The 20,948-nt window shown below is 63.2% G+C and carries 21 protein-coding genes; 3 read left to right on the top strand and 18 right to left on the bottom strand.

The annotated features are described in order from the left end of the window. The first annotated feature begins 10 nt into the window (after positions 1 to 10). Positions 11 to 1,429 carry an FAD-dependent oxidoreductase gene (locus tag JFT85_RS13865; RefSeq protein WP_053253958.1) on the top strand — a complete coding sequence of 473 codons (1,419 nt, stop codon included), beginning with the start codon at positions 11 to 13 and terminating at the stop codon, positions 1,427 to 1,429. 242 nt (positions 1,430 to 1,671) lie between these two features. Continuing rightward, the gene (gene hemE / locus JFT85_RS13860; RefSeq protein ID WP_201229993.1) at positions 1,672 to 2,739 is read left to right on the top strand and encodes a uroporphyrinogen decarboxylase; all 1,068 of its coding nucleotides are present in this window, start codon (positions 1,672 to 1,674) and stop codon (positions 2,737 to 2,739) included. Positions 2,740 to 2,855: 116 nt separating this feature from the next. Here hemE and JFT85_RS13855 read toward each other — a convergent pair whose 3' ends face one another. Next, positions 2,856 to 4,082, bottom strand: coding sequence for an MFS transporter (locus JFT85_RS13855; protein ID WP_207201186.1), 1,227 nt, complete (start codon positions 4,080 to 4,082; stop codon positions 2,856 to 2,858). Positions 4,083 to 4,254: 172 nt separating this feature from the next. On the opposite strand from JFT85_RS13855, the gene JFT85_RS13850 reads away from it, so the two are divergent. Next, complete coding sequence (locus JFT85_RS13850; RefSeq protein WP_069550852.1) at positions 4,255 to 5,148, top strand: LysR family transcriptional regulator; 894 nt, start codon at positions 4,255 to 4,257, stop codon at positions 5,146 to 5,148. Positions 5,149 to 5,446: 298 nt separating this feature from the next. Here the strand turns inward: JFT85_RS13850 and JFT85_RS13845 are convergent, their stop codons facing one another. From JFT85_RS13845 to JFT85_RS13765, 17 genes are read right to left on the bottom strand one after another with little or no spacing between them, the layout of a single operon-like run. After that, entirely contained in the window at positions 5,447 to 5,896 is a 450-nt protein-coding gene (locus JFT85_RS13845) for a hypothetical protein (protein ID WP_201229992.1), read from the bottom strand. 26 nt (positions 5,897 to 5,922) lie between these two features. Continuing rightward, complete coding sequence (locus tag JFT85_RS13840) at positions 5,923 to 7,149, bottom strand: beta-ketoacyl-ACP synthase (RefSeq protein WP_053253963.1); 1,227 nt, start codon at positions 7,147 to 7,149, stop codon at positions 5,923 to 5,925. After that, a complete protein-coding gene (locus JFT85_RS13835; protein WP_069550853.1) occupies positions 7,149 to 7,877 on the bottom strand; it encodes a 3-ketoacyl-ACP reductase FabG2 in 729 nt (242 codons plus the stop codon). The genes JFT85_RS13840 and JFT85_RS13835 overlap by 1 nt, the downstream gene beginning before the upstream one ends. Further along, the gene (locus JFT85_RS13830) at positions 7,874 to 8,335 is read right to left on the bottom strand and encodes an ApeP family dehydratase (RefSeq protein ID WP_053253965.1); all 462 of its coding nucleotides are present in this window, start codon (positions 8,333 to 8,335) and stop codon (positions 7,874 to 7,876) included. The genes JFT85_RS13835 and JFT85_RS13830 overlap by 4 nt, the downstream gene beginning before the upstream one ends. Beyond that, positions 8,332 to 9,498, bottom strand: a complete 1,167-nt coding sequence (locus tag JFT85_RS13825) for a beta-ketoacyl-[acyl-carrier-protein] synthase family protein (protein WP_053253966.1) — start codon at positions 9,496 to 9,498, stop codon at positions 8,332 to 8,334. Before JFT85_RS13825 ends, JFT85_RS13830 begins: the two co-directional genes overlap by 4 nt. After that, positions 9,495 to 9,977 carry a hypothetical protein gene (locus JFT85_RS13820; RefSeq protein ID WP_053253967.1) on the bottom strand — a complete coding sequence of 161 codons (483 nt, stop codon included), beginning with the start codon at positions 9,975 to 9,977 and terminating at the stop codon, positions 9,495 to 9,497. Before JFT85_RS13820 ends, JFT85_RS13825 begins: the two co-directional genes overlap by 4 nt. Further along, the gene (locus JFT85_RS13815; RefSeq protein WP_078827645.1) at positions 9,974 to 10,708 is read right to left on the bottom strand and encodes a class I SAM-dependent methyltransferase; all 735 of its coding nucleotides are present in this window, start codon (positions 10,706 to 10,708) and stop codon (positions 9,974 to 9,976) included. The genes JFT85_RS13820 and JFT85_RS13815 overlap by 4 nt, the downstream gene beginning before the upstream one ends. After that, on the bottom strand, positions 10,705 to 11,952 hold the full coding sequence (locus JFT85_RS13810; protein ID WP_078827646.1) for an NAD(P)/FAD-dependent oxidoreductase: 1,248 nt from the start codon (positions 11,950 to 11,952) through the stop codon (positions 10,705 to 10,707). The genes JFT85_RS13815 and JFT85_RS13810 overlap by 4 nt, the downstream gene beginning before the upstream one ends. Positions 11,953 to 11,985: 33 nt before the next feature. Beyond that, positions 11,986 to 14,298: an MMPL family transporter gene (locus JFT85_RS13805; RefSeq protein WP_201229991.1), complete on the bottom strand. Its 2,313-nt coding sequence runs from the start codon at positions 14,296 to 14,298 to the stop codon at positions 11,986 to 11,988. Continuing rightward, entirely contained in the window at positions 14,288 to 14,878 is a 591-nt protein-coding gene (locus JFT85_RS13800; protein ID WP_053253971.1) for an outer membrane lipoprotein carrier protein LolA, read from the bottom strand. Before JFT85_RS13800 ends, JFT85_RS13805 begins: the two co-directional genes overlap by 11 nt. Next, entirely contained in the window at positions 14,875 to 15,300 is a 426-nt protein-coding gene (locus JFT85_RS13795; protein WP_069550857.1) for an acyl-CoA thioesterase, read from the bottom strand. Before JFT85_RS13795 ends, JFT85_RS13800 begins: the two co-directional genes overlap by 4 nt. Then, the gene (locus JFT85_RS13790) at positions 15,293 to 16,834 is read right to left on the bottom strand and encodes an HAL/PAL/TAL family ammonia-lyase (protein WP_053253973.1); all 1,542 of its coding nucleotides are present in this window, start codon (positions 16,832 to 16,834) and stop codon (positions 15,293 to 15,295) included. The genes JFT85_RS13795 and JFT85_RS13790 overlap by 8 nt, the downstream gene beginning before the upstream one ends. After that, on the bottom strand, positions 16,818 to 17,753 hold the full coding sequence (locus JFT85_RS13785; protein ID WP_169875686.1) for an LpxL/LpxP family acyltransferase: 936 nt from the start codon (positions 17,751 to 17,753) through the stop codon (positions 16,818 to 16,820). Before JFT85_RS13785 ends, JFT85_RS13790 begins: the two co-directional genes overlap by 17 nt. After that, entirely contained in the window at positions 17,750 to 18,484 is a 735-nt protein-coding gene (locus tag JFT85_RS13780) for a glycosyltransferase family 2 protein (protein ID WP_053253975.1), read from the bottom strand. The genes JFT85_RS13785 and JFT85_RS13780 overlap by 4 nt, the downstream gene beginning before the upstream one ends. Beyond that, positions 18,477 to 20,147 carry an acyl-CoA synthetase family protein gene (locus JFT85_RS13775; RefSeq protein WP_053253976.1) on the bottom strand — a complete coding sequence of 557 codons (1,671 nt, stop codon included), beginning with the start codon at positions 20,145 to 20,147 and terminating at the stop codon, positions 18,477 to 18,479. The genes JFT85_RS13780 and JFT85_RS13775 overlap by 8 nt, the downstream gene beginning before the upstream one ends. Beyond that, positions 20,144 to 20,689: a COG4648 family protein gene (locus tag JFT85_RS13770; protein WP_053253977.1), complete on the bottom strand. Its 546-nt coding sequence runs from the start codon at positions 20,687 to 20,689 to the stop codon at positions 20,144 to 20,146. The genes JFT85_RS13775 and JFT85_RS13770 overlap by 4 nt, the downstream gene beginning before the upstream one ends. Further along, on the bottom strand, positions 20,686 to 20,940 hold the full coding sequence (locus tag JFT85_RS13765) for an acyl carrier protein (RefSeq protein ID WP_053253978.1): 255 nt from the start codon (positions 20,938 to 20,940) through the stop codon (positions 20,686 to 20,688). Before JFT85_RS13765 ends, JFT85_RS13770 begins: the two co-directional genes overlap by 4 nt. Between the last annotated feature and the right edge of the window lie 8 nt (positions 20,941 to 20,948).

Below are 20,948 nucleotides of genomic sequence, written 5' to 3'. Positions count from 1 at the left end.
AGGTTTTAACATGGCTGAACGTCTGAATAACGACTTCCAGTTCATCGATGTCGGGCGCAAAGATCCGAAGAAGAAACTGTTGCGTCAACGCAAGAAAGAGTTCGTGGAAATCTACGAACCCTTCAAACCCCAGCACTCGGCCGACCAGGCCCACCGCTGCCTGGGGTGCGGTAACCCGTATTGCGAATGGAAGTGCCCGGTGCACAACTTCATTCCGAACTGGCTCAAGCTGGTGGCCGAGGGCAACATCCTCGCCGCCGCCGAGCTGTCGCACCAGACCAACACCCTGCCGGAAGTCTGCGGCCGGGTGTGCCCGCAAGACCGCCTGTGCGAGGGTGCCTGCACCCTCAACGACGGCTTCGGCGCGGTGACCATCGGTTCGGTGGAGAAGTACATCACCGACACCGCGTTCGCCATGGGCTGGCGCCCGGACATGTCCAAGGTCAAGCCGACCGGCAAGCGCGTCGCGATCATCGGCGCAGGCCCGGCGGGCCTGGGCTGTGCCGACGTGCTAGTGCGTGGCGGTGTGACCCCGGTGGTGTTCGACAAGAACCCGGAAATCGGCGGCCTGCTGACCTTCGGCATCCCCGAGTTCAAGCTGGAAAAAACCGTACTGAGCAACCGTCGTGAAGTGTTCACCGGCATGGGCATCGAGTTCCGCCTGAACACCGAAATCGGCAAAGACATCACCATGGAGCAACTGCTCGCCGAATACGATGCCGTGTTCATGGGCATGGGCACCTACACCTACATGAAGGGCGGCTTTGCCGGTGAGGACCTGCCGGGCGTTTACGATGCTTTGGATTTCCTGATCGCCAACGTCAACCGCAACCTGGGCTTTGAAAAGGCGCCGGAAGATTTCGTCGACATGAAAGGCAAGAAGGTTGTTGTGCTGGGCGGTGGCGACACCGCGATGGACTGCAACCGCACCTCGATCCGCCAGGGCGCCAAGTCGGTAACCTGTGCGTACCGTCGTGACGAAGCCAACATGCCGGGCTCGCGTAAAGAAGTGAAGAACGCCAAGGAAGAAGGCGTGAAATTCCTCTACAACCGCCAGCCAATCGCTATCGTCGGTGAAGACCGCGTCGAAGGCGTGAAGGTGGTCGAGACCCGTCTCGGCGAGCCGGACGCCCGTGGCCGTCGCAGCCCCGAGCCGATTCCGGGTTCCGAAGAAATCATCCCGGCTGACGCCGTGGTCATCGCTTTCGGCTTCCGCCCAAGCCCGGCGCCATGGTTCGAGCAGTTCGAGATCCAGACCGACAGCCAGGGCCGCGTGGTCGCCCCGGAACAAGGCCAGTACAAACACCAGACCAGCAACCCGAAAATCTTCGCCGGTGGCGATATGGTGCGCGGGTCTGATTTGGTGGTGACAGCGATCTTCGAAGGCCGCAACGCCGCCGAAGGGATCCTGGACTACCTGCAGGTCTGACTCCGATCCCCAGTTGAAATGGGATCAAAATGTGGGAGCGGGCTTGCTCGCGAATGCGGTGTATCAGTCACCAGATGTGTTGGCTGACCCACCGTTTTCGCGAGCAAGCCCGCTCCCACATTTGTTTTACGGCGCTCTTATGTCCGCGACAAATTGACCCGATAGACAAAAGGCACGGCTCACTCCGTGCCTTTTGCGTCGCGCTCTGAGAAAATGCCCGCACTTTTTTTGCGGATGCCGACATGACTGCCCTCAAGAACGACCGTTTCCTTCGTGCCCTGCTCAAGCAACCTGTAGACGTCACGCCCGTGTGGATGATGCGTCAAGCCGGTCGCTACCTGCCGGAATACCGCGCCAGTCGCGCCCACGCCGGCGACTTCATGAGCCTGTGCATGAACCCGGAGTTCGCCTGCGAAGTCACGATGCAGCCGCTGGACCGCTACCCACAACTGGATGCGGCCATCCTCTTCTCCGATATCCTGACCATTCCCGACGCCATGGGCCAAGGCCTGTACTTCGAAACCGGCGAAGGCCCGCGTTTCAAGAAAGTCGTCAGCACCCTGGCCGACATCGAGGCCCTGCCGATCCCTGACCCGCACAAAGACCTCGGTTATGTGATGGATGCTGTCAGCACCATTCGCCGCGAGCTCAATGGCCGTGTGCCGCTGATCGGCTTCTCCGGCAGCCCATGGACCCTGGCCACCTACATGGTCGAAGGCGGTTCGTCGAAAGACTTCCGCAAAACCAAGGCCATGCTCTACGACAACCCGCAAGCCATGCACCTGCTGCTCGACAAGCTGGCGCAGTCGGTCACCAGCTACCTCAACGGCCAGATCATGGCCGGTGCCCAAGCGGTGCAGATCTTCGACACGTGGGGCGGCAACCTGTCGGCGGCGGCGTACCAGGAGTTCTCCCTGGCCTACATGCGCAAGATCGTCAGCGGCCTGATCCGCGAGCACGAAGGCCGCAAAGTGCCGGTCATCCTGTTCACCAAAGGTGGCGGCCTGTGGCTGGAAAGCATCGCCGACGCCGGTGCCGATGCCCTGGGCCTGGACTGGACCTGCGACATTGGCGAAGCCCGTCAGCGCGTGGGCAACCGCGTTTCGCTGCAAGGCAACATGGACCCCACCGTGCTGTACGCCAAGCCGGAAGCGATCCGCACCGAAGTCGGCCGCATCCTGGCCAGCTACGGCAAGGGCAGCGGGCACGTGTTCAACCTCGGCCATGGCATTACGCCGGAAGTGAACCCGGAACACGCCGGCGCGTTCCTGCGCGCAGTGCATGAGCTGTCGGCGCAGTACCACGAGTAAACGCAAAACAAATGTGGGAGCGGGCTTGCTCGCGAATGCGCAGTGTCAGTCGATAAATTCGTCACTCAAGCACCGCCTTCGCGAGCAAGCCCGCTCCCACATAAAGCAGGACCGCGTCAGGCCTTTACATTCCCCAGCGGCGGCAACTTCGCCAGCTTCAGCGCCACCAACAGCGCGCCAATCAGCAACGCCACGATAAACCCACCGATCCCGTTCCACCCGGCAAAGTGCCAGAAGAACCCGCCTGCCGTGCCGGCCACACTCGAGCCTACGTAGTAGCAGAACAGGTACAACGACGACGCCTGCCCCTTGGCTTTCACTGCGCGACGGCCGATCCAGCTGCTGGCCACCGAGTGGGCGCCGAAGAAGCCGAAGGTGAAGATCAGCATGCCCGGCACCACCAGCCACAGTGGGCTGAACAGGGTCAGGACCATGCCGGCGAGCATCAGCACGATGGTGCCCCACAGCACGCGGCGACGGCCGAGGCGATCCGCCAGGGAGCCAATTTTTGCCGAGCTGTAGATGCCCGACAAATACACCAGCGACAGCAGGCCAACCACTGCCTGGCTCAACTCATAGGGCGAAGCCAGCAGGCGATAGCCGATGTAGTTGAACATCGTCACGAACGCGCCCATCAGCAGGAAGGCTTCGAGAAACAACCAGGGTAAGCCTGCGTCCTTGAAGTGCATGACGAAGCCGTCCACCAGGCTGCGCGGCTTGAGGCTGCTGGCGCGGAAGTTGCGCGATTCGGGGAGGATTTTCCAGAACACGGTGGCTGCGATCAGCGCCAGGGCGCCGATGATCAGCATTGCGGTGTGCCAACTGACGAAGTCGATCAGCACACCGATGATCAGGCGCCCACTCATGCCGCCAATCGCGTTGCCACCGATATACAAGCCCATGGCGAGGCCGATGTGTTGCGGGTGGATCTCTTCGCTCAGGTAGGTCATCGCCACGGCGGCCAGGCCGCTCAATGACAGGCCCACCAGTGCGCGCATCAGCAGAATCCCTTCCCACGTCGGCATCAAGCCGCTGGCGATGGTGGCCAGTGCCGCGCAGAACAGCGCGGCGACCATCACCGGTTTGCGCCCCAAGGTGTCGGAAATCGGGCCGGTGATCAGTAAGCCCAAGGCGAGCATCGCCGTCGAGACAGAGAGAATCAGGCTGCTTTGCGCGGCATTGATGGAAAACTCGTGAGACAGCGCCGGCATCATCGGCTGCACGCAATACAGCAGGGCAAAGGTCGCAAACCCGCCGGAGAACAGTGCCAGCACCGTGCGCATGAACATCGGCGTGCCTTTCTCGATGAACACCTCGTTGAGCTGGGCCACCACCTCATCCAGGGCGGTAGGCGGGGCTTTTTGAGCAAATGGAGCAACAGCAGATTTCACGGGGACCTCGGCGAGGGAAAGCCTGCCAGGACTGGCAATGCAAAAAAGAATATAGCTGCCTAATGATTCTTTCCAATATATTGTTCGACCTGTTTGATAGCTTTTACGACCTAATGAGGTTTGCATGGAATTGCGTCACCTGCGGTACTTCATCGCCGTCGCCGAAGAACTGCATTTCGGCCGTGCCGCGCAGGTACTGGGCATCTCGCAGCCGCCGCTGAGCCAGCAGATTCAGGCGCTGGAGCAACAGGTGGGCGCGCGTTTGTTTGAGCGGACCAATCGTCGGGTCGAGTTGAGCGAGGCCGGGCGGTTGTTCCTGCACGAGGCGCGGTTGGTGCTGGCGCAGGTCGATAAAGCCGCCGATGTGGCGCGGCGCGCGCAGTTGGGTGAGCTTGGCGAATTGAAGATCGGCTTCACCTCGTCGGCGCCGTTCAACGCCAGCATCCCGCAGGCGATTTTTGCGTTTCGCCAGGCGTTCCCGGCGGTCCACCTGAATTTGCAGGAAATGAGCAGCACCGAAGTGGCCGAGTCGCTCGTCGATGAGTCGATCCAGGTCGGGCTGATGCGCCCGTTGCCGTTGCCGGACTCGTTGAGTGTCATCGAGCTCATGCGTGAGCCGCTGGTCGCCGTCCTGAACGCCGGGCACCGCTTGGTGGAAGGCAGCGAGCGCGGCTTGTACCTGGCGCAGCTGGCTGAAGAACCGTTCGTGTTTTTCCCTCGCAGCTACGGCAGCGGCCTCTACGCACAATTGCTCACCCTGGCGCGTGACGCTGGCTTCAGCCCGCACTTCGCCCAGGAAGCGGGCGAGGCGATGACCATCATTGGCCTGGTGGCGGCAGGCTTGGGGGTGTCAGTGTTGCCGGCGTCTTACCAGCGCATACGCATTGATGGCGTGGTGTATCGCACCTTGCTCGATCAGGACGCCGTGACGGCCGTGTGGCTGGTGCAACGCAAAGGCGCGCAAACCCCGATGGCCAGGGCGTTTGTGGAGCTTCTGACGCGCAAGGCGGCGATGTAGGGACTGTCACCTATCAGGTAACGCAACCGGCTTAGTCATTCGCAAGAATAAAGCGGCGGTGCGCAGTGCGCTGGGGGTGCGATGAAGTGGATCAGAGCTGAGCGGCGCTTTGCCACCGATTGCAGGCGAGCTGTTTTCAGGCAGACTGGCCGAGTTCCCGAAAGGGGCTTGTGAGACTCTGAGGATCCTGGGCATCCAGCCATCGCAGAGCGAGGCAGGACGCGGCGATGACACGCCAACCTGTTTGTGAAGAGGGCGCCGAAAGGCGCCCTTTGTCGTTTCTGACGGGCTGACGTTCTCAGTTCTGCTTCGCCGTTCCCGGCTGCTCAAACAACTGCGCCGCCGAACCCGGCACATTCGCACCACGGCTCTGCAAGCCCGCCATGATGTCGCGGTCGAGCATGCTCACCCAGCGGTTGTAGTTGCGGTGGATCTTGCCGTCCTTGTAGCCCAGGTCGCGGCTGTCGCGGTAGGTGATGGCGTAGCTGTTGCGGGTGTAGCGAATGTCGATGGCCGCGTAATACTGGTTACGCACAGTGATCTCGGCCTGCACCAGGTGCGGGCCGAAACGTTGCACGGTCCACTCGCGTTTTTGCAGGGCTGCGACAATCACCTGTTTCATGGTTTCTTCGCCGACCTGGGTCGTGGCCGGCAGGTCGTGCTGGGTGTTCAGCACCGGTTTGCTGGTGCAAGCGGCGGTGCTCAGCAGGGCCAATGTGATCAGGGTGGCGCGCAGCAAGGAAGACATTCCGTTTTCTCCAATCGATTAAAAAGTCAGGACCAGCGGCGAAAAATCAGCGAGGTGTTGACGCCGCCAAAGGCAAAGTTGTTGTTCATCACGTAGTCGTGGTGCATCTCGCGAAAGCCACCTTGCAGGTAATCCAGCTCGCCGCATTGCGGGTCGACACTATCCAGGTTGAAGGTGTGCACGTACTGGTCGCGGTTCATCATTTCGATGCTGAACCAGGACTCCAGCGCCCCGCACGCACCCAAGGTGTGGCCGAGGAAGCTCTTCTGCGAGCTGATGGGCATACGGCTGCCGAACAAGCTGTGGGTGGCCAGCGTTTCGGCGATATCGCCTTGATCGGTCGCGGTGCCATGGCCGTTGACGTAGCCGATGGCGGAAGGCTCCAGCCCGGCATCTTCCAGGGCCAGCTCCATCGCGCGGCGCATGGTTTTCTGCTCCGGGCGGGTGGTGTGCTGGCCGTCGGCGTTGCTGCCGAAACCGACAATCTCGGCATGGATATGCGCGCCACGCGCCAGAGCGTGTTCCAGTTCTTCCAACACCAGCATGCCGCCGCCTTCGCCTATCACCAGGCCATCACGGCCACTGTCATAAGGGCGCGGGCTGGTTTGTGGGGCATCGTTTTTCAGGCTGGTGGCGTACAGCGCATCAAACACCATGGCTTCGGTAGGGCACAGCTCTTCGGCGCCGCCCGCGAGCATCAACGGCAAGCGGCCGAACTTGATGGCCTCATAGGCATAGCCGATGCCCTGGCTGCCGCTGGTGCAGGCGCTGGACGTGGGAATCAAGCGCCCGGTGAGGCCAAAGAAAATGCTGATATTCGCCGCCGTCGTGTGCGGCATCATGCGCACGTAGGAGTTGGCGTTCAGCCCTTCGGCCACCGAGTTCAGCAGCATATTGCCGAACGCCTTGATCTCATCGGTGCTGCCGGTGGACGAGCCGCAGGCCACGCCCATGCGCCCGTCCTTGATCGACTCGTCGCCGAGCAAGCCGGCATCCTGCAACGCCTGCTCCGCTGCCCACACAGCCAGGCGCGACACGCGGCCCATGCTGCGCAGTTGCTTGCGTGTCCAGTGAGCGGGCACCACGAAATCGTCGATCGGCCCGGCCAGGCGCGTGTTCAATTCGCTGAAACGGTCCCACTCGTCCATGCGCCGAATGCCGCTGCGGTTGGCGCGAAAGTTGGCCGCGATGGTGTCCCAGTCGCTGCCCAGGGAGGTCATGCCGGCCATGCCGGTGACAACGACGCGCTTCATCAGCACAGGCCTCCGTTCACCGCCAGGACCTGGCGGGTGATATAGCCGGCTTCGGCCGACATCAGGAAATTCACGGCGCCGGCGACTTCTTCCGGCGTGCCCATGCGCTGTGCGGGGATCATCTTCATCAGCTCTTCCACCGGCACGTTTTCATCGAGCATGGCGGTGTCGATCAAGCCGGGCGCCACACAGTTAACGGTGATCTTGCGCTTGCCCAGCTCGATGGCCAGGGCTTTGGCCGCACCGATCAAGCCGGCTTTCGAGGCGCTGTAGTTGACCTGGCCACGGTTGCCGATGAGCCCGGAAACCGAGGTAATGCAGACGATACGGCCCGCTGCGCGACGACGAATCATCGGCATCATCACCGGGTGCAAAACGTTATAGAAGCCATCCAGGTTGGTGCGCATCACCACGTCCCAATCGTCTTCCGACAAGGCCGGGAATGCGCCGTCGCGGGTCAGGCCGGCATTGAGCACCACGCCGTAATAGGCGCCATGTTGCTCCACATCGGCTTCAAGGATTGCTTTGCAGCTGGCGCGGTCCGCCACATCAAATTGCAGCACCCGCGCGTTGCGGCCCAGGGCCTGGATCTCGACCTGCACCGCATCGGCTTCGACGCGACCACTGCGGCAATGCAGCACGATGTCATGCCCGGCCTGGGCCAGGCGCAGGGCAATGGCGCGGCCGATGCCACGGCTGGAGCCGGTGACCAGTACGGTTGCAGTCATGGCGTTTCGTCCTTCGATTCATCTAAATAGTGGGTCGCCTGGGGCGGTCGAAATACGTTCAAGCGCGCGCTGGCCTGGATACCGTCACCGCTGAGGTGGCATTCGAACACACCCATGCCGTTGTCGTCTTCCAGGGAGCGCAGGCCGTGGATGCGCAGTTCGGCGCCGGCCGGGAAGCATTCCACGTTGCACTCGAACTTACGTGTGCCCAACAGGAAACCCAGTTCCACGGCTTCGCCCTTTTGGCGGGCGCGGCAACCGGCATAGGCCGCGACGCTTTGCGCCATCAGCTCGATTCCGACCCAGGCCGGCAGGCTGCCGTCCGGGCGGTTGAACAGGCCGCCGGGCTTGACGGTGGTGCGGGTGTGAACCTGCTCTTCATCGAACGACAGCACCTGGTCAATCAGGATCATGTCGCCCGCGTGAGGCAGCAGTTCGGCGAGTGGCCAATCGATCATGGGGCCTCTGCGATAATCAGGCTGACGTTATTGCCACCGAAGGCAAACGAGTTGCTCATCAGGCAGCGTTTTTTCAAGCTGTCGCCAGGGTGCGCCCAGTGCAACGCGGGCAACGCCGGGTCGGCCTGGCCGTCCCACACGTGCGGCGGCACCCGGCCGTGGGTCAGGCTCAGCCAACAGAACGCCGCTTCCAGCGCGCCGGCCGCACCGAGGGTGTGCCCGCTCATGGGTTTGGTCGATGAGCAGGCAACGCCTTCGGGGAACAGGCTGGCGACAGCGAGGCTTTCCATGGCGTCGTTATGATGGGTCGCGGTGCCATGCAGGTTCAGGTAACCGATCTGCTCAGGCGCCAGTTTCGCGCTGGCCAAGGCCTTGCGCATGGCCAGCAGTGCGCCTTTGCCGGTGGGCTCGGGGGCGGAGATATGATGTGCATCGCAACTCGCGCCGCTGCCGAGCAAGGCAATCGGCGCGGGCGCTTTGGTCATCAGGAACAGCACCGCGGCTTCGCCGATATTGATGCCGTTGCGGTTCACCGAAAATGGGTTGCAGCGCTCACTGGAGACGGCCTCCAGTGAGGTAAAGCCGTTCAACGTCAGCTTGCACAGGCTGTCGACGCCGCCGCAAATCACCGCGTCGCACGCGCCCAGGTCCAGCAGGCGCTGGGCACTCATCAGCGCGCGGGCGCTGGAAGTACAGGCAGTGGAAATCACATAAGCCGGGCCGCTCAATTGCAGCCAGTCGGCCAGGAAGTTCGCTGGCGCGCTGAGTTCCTGTTGCTGGTAATCGTAGTCGCCGGGGAACTGCTGGTCGCGCAGGTAGTGCGCGATGCCACGGCTGGCTTCGTCGATGCCCGAGGTGCTGGTGCCCAGTACCACGCCGACGCGGGAAGCACCGTAGGTGTGGATCGCCTGGCGGATCTCAACCTCGATCTGCAATGCCGCTTCCAGCAGCAGCTGGTTATTGCGGCTGCTTTGCTGGTTCAACTCAGTCGGGATGCTCGCCAGTTGCCAATGCACACCCGCCACCGGCACCACGCGCTCCGGCACCCAGCCACTTTCGGCGCGCATGCCGGAGCAGTCGCCGGCGAACAAGCTGCGGCTGACCTCGGACGGCGTGCGCCCCAAGGCGCAGATCACGCCGAGCGCATTGAGATAAGCCGTCATCGGGCGACCCCAAGCGGCGTGACGCGGTAGCTCAAGGATTGGCCCGTCATGTTCACGCTAAACACCTCGGAAGACTGATACACGATTTGCCAATGGCCTGGCAGCGTGCGTGTGAGGTCCATGGCCTGGGCACTCGGGTAAAGCGCGCGCACGTCATCGGCCGAGGTCAGGGCAAACAGCAAGGCGGCAAACAGCTCGCGTGCCTGCGGGTTGGGCGGCAGCAAGCCATCGGCCTGCCACTGGCCATTGATCAGCTTTTGCCGGGCCTGGGGAATGCCCAGTGGGTCCATCATCGACCAGCGAAGGGCAGCGCCTTCGCGCTGGATCACCAGCAGCCAGTCCTGGCTCTGGCCGCCCGCCCGGCGCTGCACGTGCAGTTGCATCGGCAGGCTCAACACCGGCGTTCTCTCGGGCAGCGGCGGCTGGCTGGCGCAGGCGCTCAGCAGCAGCAGGCAACCGATCAACAGCAGGCGGATCATGGTGCCGCGCTCACTGGCGGTTTACGTGCGACGCAGTTGACCAGGGTTTCTTCACGCTGACCCACCGGCGGCGGGTTACGCAGGCCCCAGCGCTCCAGCAGGCCGAAATCGCTCGAACGGCTCCACCACAAATACGGGTAGGAAACGTTCTGCGGGCCAAACTCAAAGCCCTGCTCGCGGAGCATCGCCAGGTACTCTTCGGCGCTTTTCTGTACGTGCATCGGGTGGCGGAACAACCAGCGAATCACCCAGGTGTCGATATAGGCTTCGGTGGATTCGGCAAACAGCAAATAGCCGCCCGGCTTGAGCACGCGGTAGAACTCCTTCAGTGCGCGATGCTGTTCGACCAGATGGTGGAACGTCTGGTGGCAGAACAGGATGTCGACGCTTTCATCCGGCACCTCCAGGGTCGCACAGTCGCTGCCGATCAACTCGATGGCCAGGCCTTGGCGCGCGGCTTCGGCCTTGCTCAATTCCAGGCTGTGGAGGTCGGCATCCAGGCCGATCAGGCGCTTGGGCGCGAATGCGTGCTGCAGCAGCTTGAAGGATTTGCCCTGGCCACACCCGGCGTCCAGCAACACTGGCGCCACGGGGAGTGGCTCGCTGAACAGGCCGCGCAGGTCGTTGATCGCTACGCGCAGGACGTGGTGCTGCCAAGTGTGGCTGCGCAGGAACCAGAAGCCGAACTTGGTTTCTTCGACGTAGTTCTTACTTAAATACTGACTGCTCATACCGGCTCACTCGCACAAATCTCCGACAGCATCCGCAACCGCCGCTTGGGCTCGCTGACAAACGGGTTGCGTTCATCCCACGCATAACCGGCGAGGATCGCGCTGATCATCCGACGGATCTCCGGCGAACTGCCGGGGTGGAAAATCACGTCCTGAAAGGTCCCGGCATACCAGCCTTCGACGTAGCAGCGGAAGGTGTCGACACCGCGTTTCAGCGGTTCGGCAAATTCGGTTTGCCAGTCCACGGTCTCGCCCTTGAGTTGGCGATGCAGCAGCCCTGCGGCCATGCTTGCCGAACGCATGGCGATGGTCACGCCGGAGGAAAACACCGGGTCGAGGAATTCTGCGGCATTGCCCAGCAGCGCAAAGCCCGGGCCGTGCAGGGTTTTGACGTTGGCCGAATAGCCGCCGATGGTGCGCGCAGGCGTATCCCAGACGGCGTTTTGCAACACGCCGGACAGGCTTGGGGTTTCGTCGATAAACCCGCGCAGGCACGCGTCGAGGTCGCCGTCGCGGCCGTCGAAATGCGCTTTGGCCGCGACCACGCCCACCGAGCAGCGGCCGTTGCTGAACGGGATGGTCCAGAACCAGATATCGCGTTGGGTTGGGTGGGTGGTGACAAGAATTTTGCTGCGGTCGAAGCCCGGGTGCTCGATATGGTCTTCAACGTGGGTGAACACCGCCTGGCGCACCGGGAAATTCGACGGTGCTTCAAGGTCCAGCAGGCGCGGCAGCACCCGGCCGTAACCGCTGGCATCGAGCACGAATTTGGCCTTGAGGTGGTATTCGCTGCCATTCTCGCGGCGCACATGCAGGTAACGGCTTTCGCCGGTGAAATCGACGCCGATGATGGTTTCGCCGTAGCGGATGTCCACGCCCTGCAAGGCGGCCTGGTCAGCCAGCAATTTGTCGAATTCGCCCCGCTGCACCTGGAAGGTGGTGGGCTTGCCGTTGCTGAACGTGTCACCGAAATCAAACGCGCTGTAACGCTCGCCCCAGGCGAATGCGGCCCCGGTTTTTACCTGGAAACCCGCGGCCTGCACGGCGTCGAGCATGCCGGCTTCTTCGATAAAGTCGATGCAGTGCGACAACAGGCTTTCGCCGATCGAGAACCGTGGGAAATGCTGACGCTCGATAATCAATACATCATGCCCGTTACGCTTTAACAGCGCAGCGGCGATGGCACCGGACGGGCCGGCACCGATCACCACCACCTGGCGACGTTCCATTTCAACTATGGGCACGAGGGCTCCTTGCCACTTTGGCGATAATCACATTCATAAGGCGTGCTTCCGATGGCCGGCCCAAGGCGCCAGCATAAAACTGAAAGCCAGGCCCAGGCTGACCGACAGGCCGAAATTACTCACGGCCGGTGTACTTGACACGGCCAGCAGGCCAAACGACAACCAGGTCGTCAGCGCCGCCAGCAGCGTACCTAAAAGACTCACGGCGGCGCCGCCGATCTGCTCACGCATCAAGATGGCATAGTCGACACTGATGGCGGTGACCAATAGCAGGCCGAACAGGCTGAACAGCGTCAACGGCTGGCCCAGCCAACCCAGGCTCGCCAGGCTGCACAGCGCCGCGAGCAGTGGCAGGGCGACGATGCGCAAGGCACCGCCAACGCCGAACGGCAGGATCAGCAATACGACGATCAGCACGCATGACATCAATTTTAATTCCGCCGCGCTGATCTGCGTGTCGGCGAACACCCGGTTCAAATCCCCCAGGCGATCCACCAGTTGCACGCCGGGCAAGTCCAGCGCCTGCACGCGCAGCAGCGCCGGGTTGTTCAAGCCTTGCAAGCTGACCATCGCGGCCACGCCGCAGTCTACCGGGCCGAGCCACAGCGTGCGCCACGGTTCTGCCAACGGCCCCACCAGTGCCGCGTCGATGTCTTCGGTGGGCAGGGCTTTCAGTTGCGCGACTTCAGCCTGCAGGGCGCTGGCGGGAACGCCGAGGTCCAGCAGCGGCTGCCAGTGTTGCGCGAGTGCGTCCAGCGCATCACGCAGTTGCTGCTGCTCGGCAGGCTGGCTGACCAGTTGGTTGAGTGCCAGGTAGCCTTGCAGCTTGTTCATGTTCACCAGTTGATCCAGGCGTTTGCCTAAGCTGGCCTGGCGTTCCAGCAACTGCTGCTGGTTGTCCGCACGCACCAGGAAGAACTGGCTGGTGGGCTGGAACCCGGTGATGCGCGCCACCGCCTGGGCCTCTTGCAGCAGTTGCGGCGGGGCACCGATCCATTGGCGGATGTCGTTTTTGCTGTTCAGTTGCCACAGGCCACCGGCGCAAAACAACAGCACCCACGCCAGCAAAAACGGGCTCGGTACACGCTTGATCAGCGACGCACGCAACAACCACAGGCATTCGGCAATGCGCAGCGGCCATTGCGCCGGGCGCAGTTCGAGGCCCTTGAGCAGCGCGGGCAGCAGGCACACGGCCGAGAGGTAGGCGCCGACCAAGCCTGCGGCGGAGAACACCGCGATTTGCGTCAGCGCCGGAAAGGGCGTCCAGGCCAGCGCCAGGTAGCCGATGCAGCTGGTCGCCAGGCTCAGGCTCAGCCCCGGCAGGGTCAGGCGCAAGGCCGGCCAGCTGCGCCACGGCTGCAGGCTCCAGCTTTTCGACAGGTAGTGCAGCGGGTAATCCACCGCCACGCCGATCAGGCTGGAGCCGAGCACCAGTGTCATCACATGCATATGGCCGAACAGCGCCACACAGGCCACCGCGCCAAACAGCATGCCGACCAGCACCGGCACAAACGCCAGCAGCACGCGCCAGCGGCGGAACGCGAGGAGCAACAGCAGCAGAATGCCAAGGGTCGCGCCACCGCCGACCCAGGTAATTTCGCGGGTGGCCTGCTGCTGCCCGTTGGCCGCATAGAGCAAGCCGCTGGCGGCGAGCAATTGCGCGCCTTGCTCGCTGGCCTGCGCGCGGCTGGCCTGGAGCAACGCCGCCACTTGCAGCGGCAGCTTCATGTCAAAGGCATTGCCGGCGGTGCGCGCACGCAGCAGCACCCAGCTTTTGCCATCGGCGTCGGCGATCAACGCGCCGCTGCCGATATCCAGTTGTACCGAACCGTGTTGCGGCTGGCTGTTCTGGATGCGCCCGGTGAGGCCCAGCCAGTCATCCTGGCTCGGCACCAGGCTGAACCCGGTGAACGGGTCGAACAGCGCTTGCACGCGTTGCTGGATAAACGCGTCGGGGTGCTCGATCAGTTGTTCGCGGTCTTTGGCCGAGAGCATCGCCAGTCGCCCGCGCAGCAGTTGCTCACGCAGCGCTGGCAAGTCGGCTTGCAGGTTCCACTGCACTTTTTCAAACAGGCCACTGGCTTGCCAGCGCTCGCCGAGTTGCTGTGCCACGGCCACCGCTTGCTGGCGGTCGGTATGCCCCACCAGCACCAGCATTTCGCGGTTCAACGGCGCTTGCATGCGCTGCTCGGCTTTCAGCTCGAGGGCATCCGGCGTGTTGCCGGGCACCAGCTCCATCAAGTTGGCCGACAGCGGCGCGCCATGACGCCATTGCCAGCCGGCCAGGGCCAGCACGGCCACCAGCAGGATCAGGAACAGGCGTGGCAGCAGGCGCTCACTGGGCAAAGTCGTGTTGCTCCGCGTCGCTCAACGGTTGGCTGGCCGTGCTGTCTTGCATGCGCAGCACGGTGCTGTCGCCTTGGGTTTCGAGCAATTCGATGGTGTTCACCAGCTCGCCACCGTCGATATTGATCTGGGTGAAGACCTGCTTGAGCAGCAGTGAACGTGGGGTCAGCGTCAGCTTCCACTGGTTGGCTGCGCCTTGCAGTTGCAGTTCGAAGTCGCGCTGCAAGCCGCTGCTGTCGCCCTGGAGCACGGCGAGGAACAGGCGATTCTGCTCGGCGCCGGCGCTCTTGTTCGGCAGCAGTTGCCAGCCATTGGCGTCACGCCGGGCAATGCCCTGGGCGCTGATGCGGTAGTCCTGTTGCAGCGGGGTTTTCAGCAGCCACAGCAGGCCGTGGTCTTTGGCGAGCACGAAGGTGCCTTTGCTGACCAGTGGCTGCGGCAGGGCGCGCAGGTGTTTTTCCTGGATGAAGCTGCCGTGGATCACCGAGGGTTTGGCCAACTGGTCGCTGAGTTGTTGCAGGTCAAACGCATGGGCATTGAGGCTCAGCATCAAGCTTGCAAACAGTATTAAAACTCTCATGCCAAAGCCCTTTCGACGGCGTCGGTGAATATTTTCGGCGAGGCCAACTGCATCTCGCGGCTGGCGATTTCTACGGCCACTTGCACGGTGCTGGCGCGGGTCAAACGCTCGCCGCTGGCAAGGTCACTGATCAGGTAGTTCACCTTCAAACGGTTCTCCCACTCCACCAGGCTGGCGCGCACATTAATCGTCTGGCCAAAGGTGGCGCCGCGCACGTAGCGCAGCTGCATGTCGATCACCGGCCAGGCATAACCCGACTCAAGCATTGCCGTGTAGTTGTGGCCGATCTTGTCCAGCAGCGCGCAGCGCGCCACTTCCAGGTACTTCACGTAATGCCCGTGCCACACCACATTCATGGTGTCGATATCGAAAAACGGCACGAGGATCTCGGTGTCGCAATGCAATACGCCCTGGCTACGCATGCAGCCTCCAGTGTTGCTCGGCGATACGTTTGAGGCACAGGCGCAGTTCGCCTTCCAGCGCGCGGTCTTCGATGACCGGCGGGAAGTCCTTGGCCAGCTCTTCATGCATGGCGGCCAAGGCTGGCGGCAGCGCGCGTGCATCGTCAGCCTGGGCGCGTAGCCACACACCCTGGTTAGCGGCGAGCAGGGTCGCGGCGGCAACCTGTTCGGTCAGCTCCAGCACGCGGATTGCATCGCGGGCGGCGATGGTGCCCATGCTCACCTTGTCCTGGTTATGGCATTCGGTAGAGCGCGAGAACACGCTGGCCGGCATGGTGTTTTTCAGCGCTTCGGCGGTCCAGGCGCTGGTGCCGATCTGCACGGCCTTGAAACCGTGATTGATCATCGCGCGGTCGGCCGGGGCGCCCGACAGATTGCTCGGCAGGCCGTGGTTGTAACGCACGTCCACCAGCAGTGCGAGCTGGCGGTCGAGCAGGTCGGCAACGTTGGCCACCAGGGTCTTGAGGCTGTCCATGGCGAAGGCGATATGCCCGCCGTAGAAGTGCCCACCATGCAGCACGCGTTCTTCTTCGGCGTCGATGATCGGGTTGTCGTTGGCGCTGTTCAGTTCGATTTCGATAAACGAACGCAGCCAGTTCAGGCTGTCGGCCAACACGCCAAGCACGTGCGGCGCGCAGCGCAGCGAATAGCGATCCTGCAGGCGGTGCAGCGGCGCGGTCGGCGCATCAATCGCCAGGTCCTTGCGCAACCAGGCAGCGACCTGCATCTGCCCCGGGTGCGGCTTGGCGGCGAACAGGCGCTCGTCGAAGTGTTCCGGGTTGCCTTGCAGCGCCACCACGTTCAACGCGGTGATGCGTGTGGCCAGTTGCAGCAGGTAGTCGGCCCGGGCGAAGGCCAGGCAGGCGAGGCCGGTCATCACGGCGGTGCCATTCATCAATGCCAGGGCTTCCTTGGGGCGCAAGACCAGCGGCTCCCAGCCCAATTCGTGGTGCACGTCGGCGGCCTGGCGGCGTTCACCTCGGAACATCACTTCACGCTCGCCGGACAGGGTCGCAGCGACGTACGACAGTGGGGTCAAATCACCGCTGGCGCCCACCGAGCCTTCTTCCGGGATCAGCGGCAGTACGTCGTGTTCAAGGAACGCATGCAGGCGCTCCAGCAACTCCACACGCACCCCGGAAACACCGTGGCACAACGACTGTAGACGCGCCGCCAGCACCGCCCGTGTGGCTTGGGCGTCAAGCAACTTGCCCAGCCCGCACCCGTGGAACGTGTACAGGTGACGCGGCAAAGCCTCGACGTGCTGCAACGGTACCGCCACCACGCAGGAGTCGCCGTAGCCGGTGGTCACGCCATAGATCACGCCTTCCTTGTCCAGCAACGAGTCGAGAAACTGCGCGCCCTTGGCAATGCGCTGGCGATAGGCGGCATCATCCTGCAATTGCGTGGGCACCTGACGGTTGGCCAGGGCCAATACGTCTTCAATGCGCAAAGCGTGTTCGCCAAAGGTTACCGGCTCAAGATGCGTCGTCATCGGTCTTCCAGAAAGGGTAAAAGTTGAACCATTGTTGGGGCGCTTCCAGGCAGAACTGGCCCAGGCGTGCAGCGTAGCGTGCGGTCCACAGGGCAATCACCTGCTCGCGGGTGCTGCGCTTCCATTCGATCAATGGGGTGAACGGCTCGATGGTCAGGCGATAGCGGCCGTTGTGTTTCAGGCACATCAGCAGGTTGACCGGGCATTTCAACAGGCCGGCCAGCAGCCACGGGCCTTGGGGGAAGGCGGCGTCATGGCCGAGGAAATCCACGCGGACCTTGCGCCCGCCGTGCAGCGGCACGCGGTCACCGGCAATCGCCAGCCACTCGCCGTCGTCCAGGCGCTGGCTGAGCAGCAGCATGGTCGCCGGGTCCAGCTCGCTGACCTGGATCAGGCGCAAATGGGTCGCCCCGGCTTCGCCCAGCAGACGGTTGAAGCGTTCTGCGTGCTTGGTGTGCACCAGCACGTTCATGGTGACTTGCTCACCGATCTCGGCCAGCGCACGGCAGACTTCGAGGTTGCCCAAGTGTGCGCCTACCAGCATCTGCCCGCGCTCGCCGCGCAGTTGCCCACGCAATTGCGCGGGGTCGTTGATTTCGATTTGTTCGATGCGCAGCTTGCCGTTCCACACGTCGAGCTTGTCGAGCAGGGCGTCGGCGAAGGCCATGAACTGCCCGAACACACGTGTGTGGCTGGGCCGCAACGCAGCGCGCCCGCTCCAGTCGGCCAGGCGCTGCTGGTATTCCCAGGCACTCCGGCGTGCCGTGCGGCCGAACAGGAAGAAGTACAACACGATGCCGTACAGCACCGGGCTTAGCAGGCGGCGACCGAGCACCTTGGCGGCGACGGCGGTGAGCTTCATCAGCCAGAAGCTGCCGCGCTCCTCACGGTCGGCCCAGTGTTTGCTGCTGTCGCTCATGCTTGCCACCGACGCCACAGGATCATCGGCGCGCGCACCAACATGCCGAAGAACAGCCGCGTGTGCATGGCCGAAATGCGCACGTTGTCGCGGAACAACCGGAAGTGCGACAAACCGTCGGCGGGGTAATGCACGTGGGTCGGCAGCCAGCGCATCGGCTGGTTACGCCAGGCCAGGCGCACCAGGATGTCCGAGTCGAAATCCATGCGTGTGCCAATGTAGGCTGAGTCCATCAACGCCAGGGTGGGCGCCAGCGGGTACACGCGAAAGCCGCACATCGAGTCGCGAATCTGCAGCGACAAGGTATTGATCCACACCCACACATGGGTCAGGTAACGTGCGTACAGGCGGCCCTTGGGCACGCTCTCGTCGTATTCCGGGTAGCCGCAGATTACCGCGTCCGGGTGCATGCGGGAGCTGTCGAGGAAGCACTCGACTTCACGCAGGTCGTGCTGGCCGTCGGCATCCACTTGCAGCGCGTGGCTGAAGCCCAGGCGCGCGGCCTCACGGAAGCCGGCCATGACCGCGCCGCCCTTGCCTTGATTGTTCGGCAGGGTCAGCAAGGTGACGTTTTCAAGTGTCGCCAATTGCGCCAATACCGCTGCGCAGGCCGGGCTGCTGCCGTCGTCGACCAGCAGGCACGGCAGGCCACTGTTCAACAGGCTCTGGACCACGGCCGGCACGGCGGCTTCGTGGTTGTAGACCGGGATCAGGGCGCAGGGGTTATGCATGCGCGGTCACCAGTTGAATGCGACCGCTGGAGCAGGCTGCGACGCCGTTGCGGTAGGCGAAGTACAGCTTGCCGCGTTCCGGGTCAAAGCGCAGGTGCAGTTCAATCTGGTCGCCGGGGCGCACCAGTTGCTGGAACTTGAGCACTTCCATGCCGGCAAAGGTGGCGGGCAGGTCAAGCAGTTGCTGGCCGAGGTTGAACGCCCACTCCACTTGCACCACGCCAGGCAGCACCGGCGTGACCGGGAAGTGGCCGCTGAAGTAGGCCAGGTCCGGCGGAATGTTCAGTTGCACGGTCCATTCGCCATCGACTTCGACTTGCTCCAGCACTTCCGGCGCTTTTGGCCGTGGTGCCAGCAGCAGCGCGGCGACGTCGGCCTGGGGCAGTTTGCCTTGGGCATTAAGCGGCAATTGGCGCAGCAAACGCCAGCGGCGCGGCAGGGCCAGCGCTTCGCAATGTTGGCTCAGGTGTTGGCGCAAGGTTTGGGTGACGGTGCGGCGGCCCTGGTTGCGCAGGGCATGCAAGCCCTCGGCACTGAGCACCACCAATGCGCCGAGTGATGCGCGGTTTTCCTGCACCACGCCCATCCGGGTGTCGGCGACCCAGTCATGGGTCATCAGCGCCTGTTCCAGCATGGGCAGTGAGATACGTTTTTCTTCCAGTTTGACGATACGGTCCAGGCGCCCCAGCAGCTCGAAACGGCCATCGGAATGGATGCGCGCAGCGTCGGCAGTGTGTTCGATATGCCCGGCGGGCAGGTACGGTGAGGCGATGCGCAGGGCGCCGTCGGCGTCCTGGCTCAGTTGCACGTCGGCAAACGGCTGCCAGGGTTGGGCGCCCTGGCGCCAGGCGATGCCACCGGTTTCCGAGCTGCCGAGGATTTCCGTCGGCCATTGCTGCAAGCGGTCGTACAGGCTGCCGGCAGCCTCCACGGGCAACGCGCCGCCGGAAGAGAACACCCGCGCCACGTGGCTCAGCGCGGGCCAGTCAAGGTTATCGCCCATGCGCTTGAGCAACGCCGGGCTGGCGACCCAGGCAAATTGCGGGTGCTCACGGCTGGCGCGCTGCATGTCTTCGGGGAAGGCCAGTTGTTTGCGCACAAAAGTGCGACCGGCGCACAGCGGCCACAACACGCGAAAGAGCAAACCGTAGATGTGCTGGGTGGCGACGCTGCCGATGATGCAGGCGTCTTTGAGGTCTGCGCCCCAGAGGTTTTCCAGGGCCTGGACTTCATTGGCCAGCTGGCGCAGGGTCTTGTCGATACGCTTGGGCTCGCCGCTTGAGCCGGAGGTGCACAGGCTGAGTTGACAAGTATCCAGATCGAGCGCGGCGGGGCGCAATGGCGCCTGATACAACCCGTCGAGATCGGCGGCTTCAACCAGCCAGGCGTCGACGGCCTTGTCCCAGCGTTGGCGCGTCTGGGGTTGCAGGTCGGCGGGCAACAGCACACTGACCCCGGCTCGCCAGGCGCCCAGCAGGGCAATCGCCAGTTGGCCGGCGTCTTCAAGGTGCACCGCCAAACGCTGGATACCTCGCGCTTGCAGGCCCGCCGCCAGGCTCAGGGCTTGGGCGCACAGTTGGGCGTGATTCATCGCAGGCTCGGTGGTGACCGGCCGTTGTTCCAGCGGCTCAAGCAGCACGTGCTCAAGTTTCAACCCATTCATACGCGGCCTCGAACCCTTTGTCGTACCAGCCATTCCACGGCAAACAACAGCCCCATCAGCCCGTAGGCGATCAGCCCGTTGTACAACGTCCACCAGCTCAACGGCGCCCACAGGGTGAGCGCGGCGGCGAGCAGGCCATTACACAGAAAAAACACACTCCACACCACGGTGACCTGGCGGGTATACACAATCGCTTCGGGCGGCAGCTGTGGCTCGGTCATGCGTGCCAGGCGTTCGACCATCGGCGGGCCATATTTCAGGCTCAGGCCAAACAGCGCCAGCATGAACGCGCTGACCAGGCTCGGGTACCAGCGCAACAGGTGCGGGTTGTCGAACCAGGCCAGCAGCAGGCAGAACAGGATCACCGCCACGGCCATCCAGCGGCTGCCGGGGTGGCGCGCACCGGTCAGTGCCCGCAACAGCCACAGGCTGCCCAACAGCAAGCCGAATTGCCAGGGTGCAAAGTGTTCGGTGCCGTAATACACCGCAAAGGGGTACAGCAGCCCCGCCAGCAACAGGCCAAGGCCGATCAAGCGTCTCATGCGGCGGGCGTGACCAGACGGTACACCGCCTCAACCACGTCATTGACGGTGCGCACCGCCTTGAATTCTTCGGCGGCGATCTTCTTGCCGGTCTGGCGCTTGATATGGTCGATCAGGTCGACGGCATCGATGCTGTCGATTTCCAGGTCCTGGTAGAGGTTGGCGTCGAGGGTGACGCGTTCCGGCGGCAATTCAAACAGTTCCACCATGGCGTTGCGCAGGGTGTTGAAAATATCGTCACGAGTTTGCATGGTCCGGT

The organism is Pseudomonas sp. TH04 (genome assembly GCF_016651355.1).
Lineage (GTDB): Bacteria > Pseudomonadota > Gammaproteobacteria > Pseudomonadales > Pseudomonadaceae > Aquipseudomonas > Aquipseudomonas fluorescens.
This window is presented reverse-complemented; position numbering and strand designations above follow the sequence as displayed.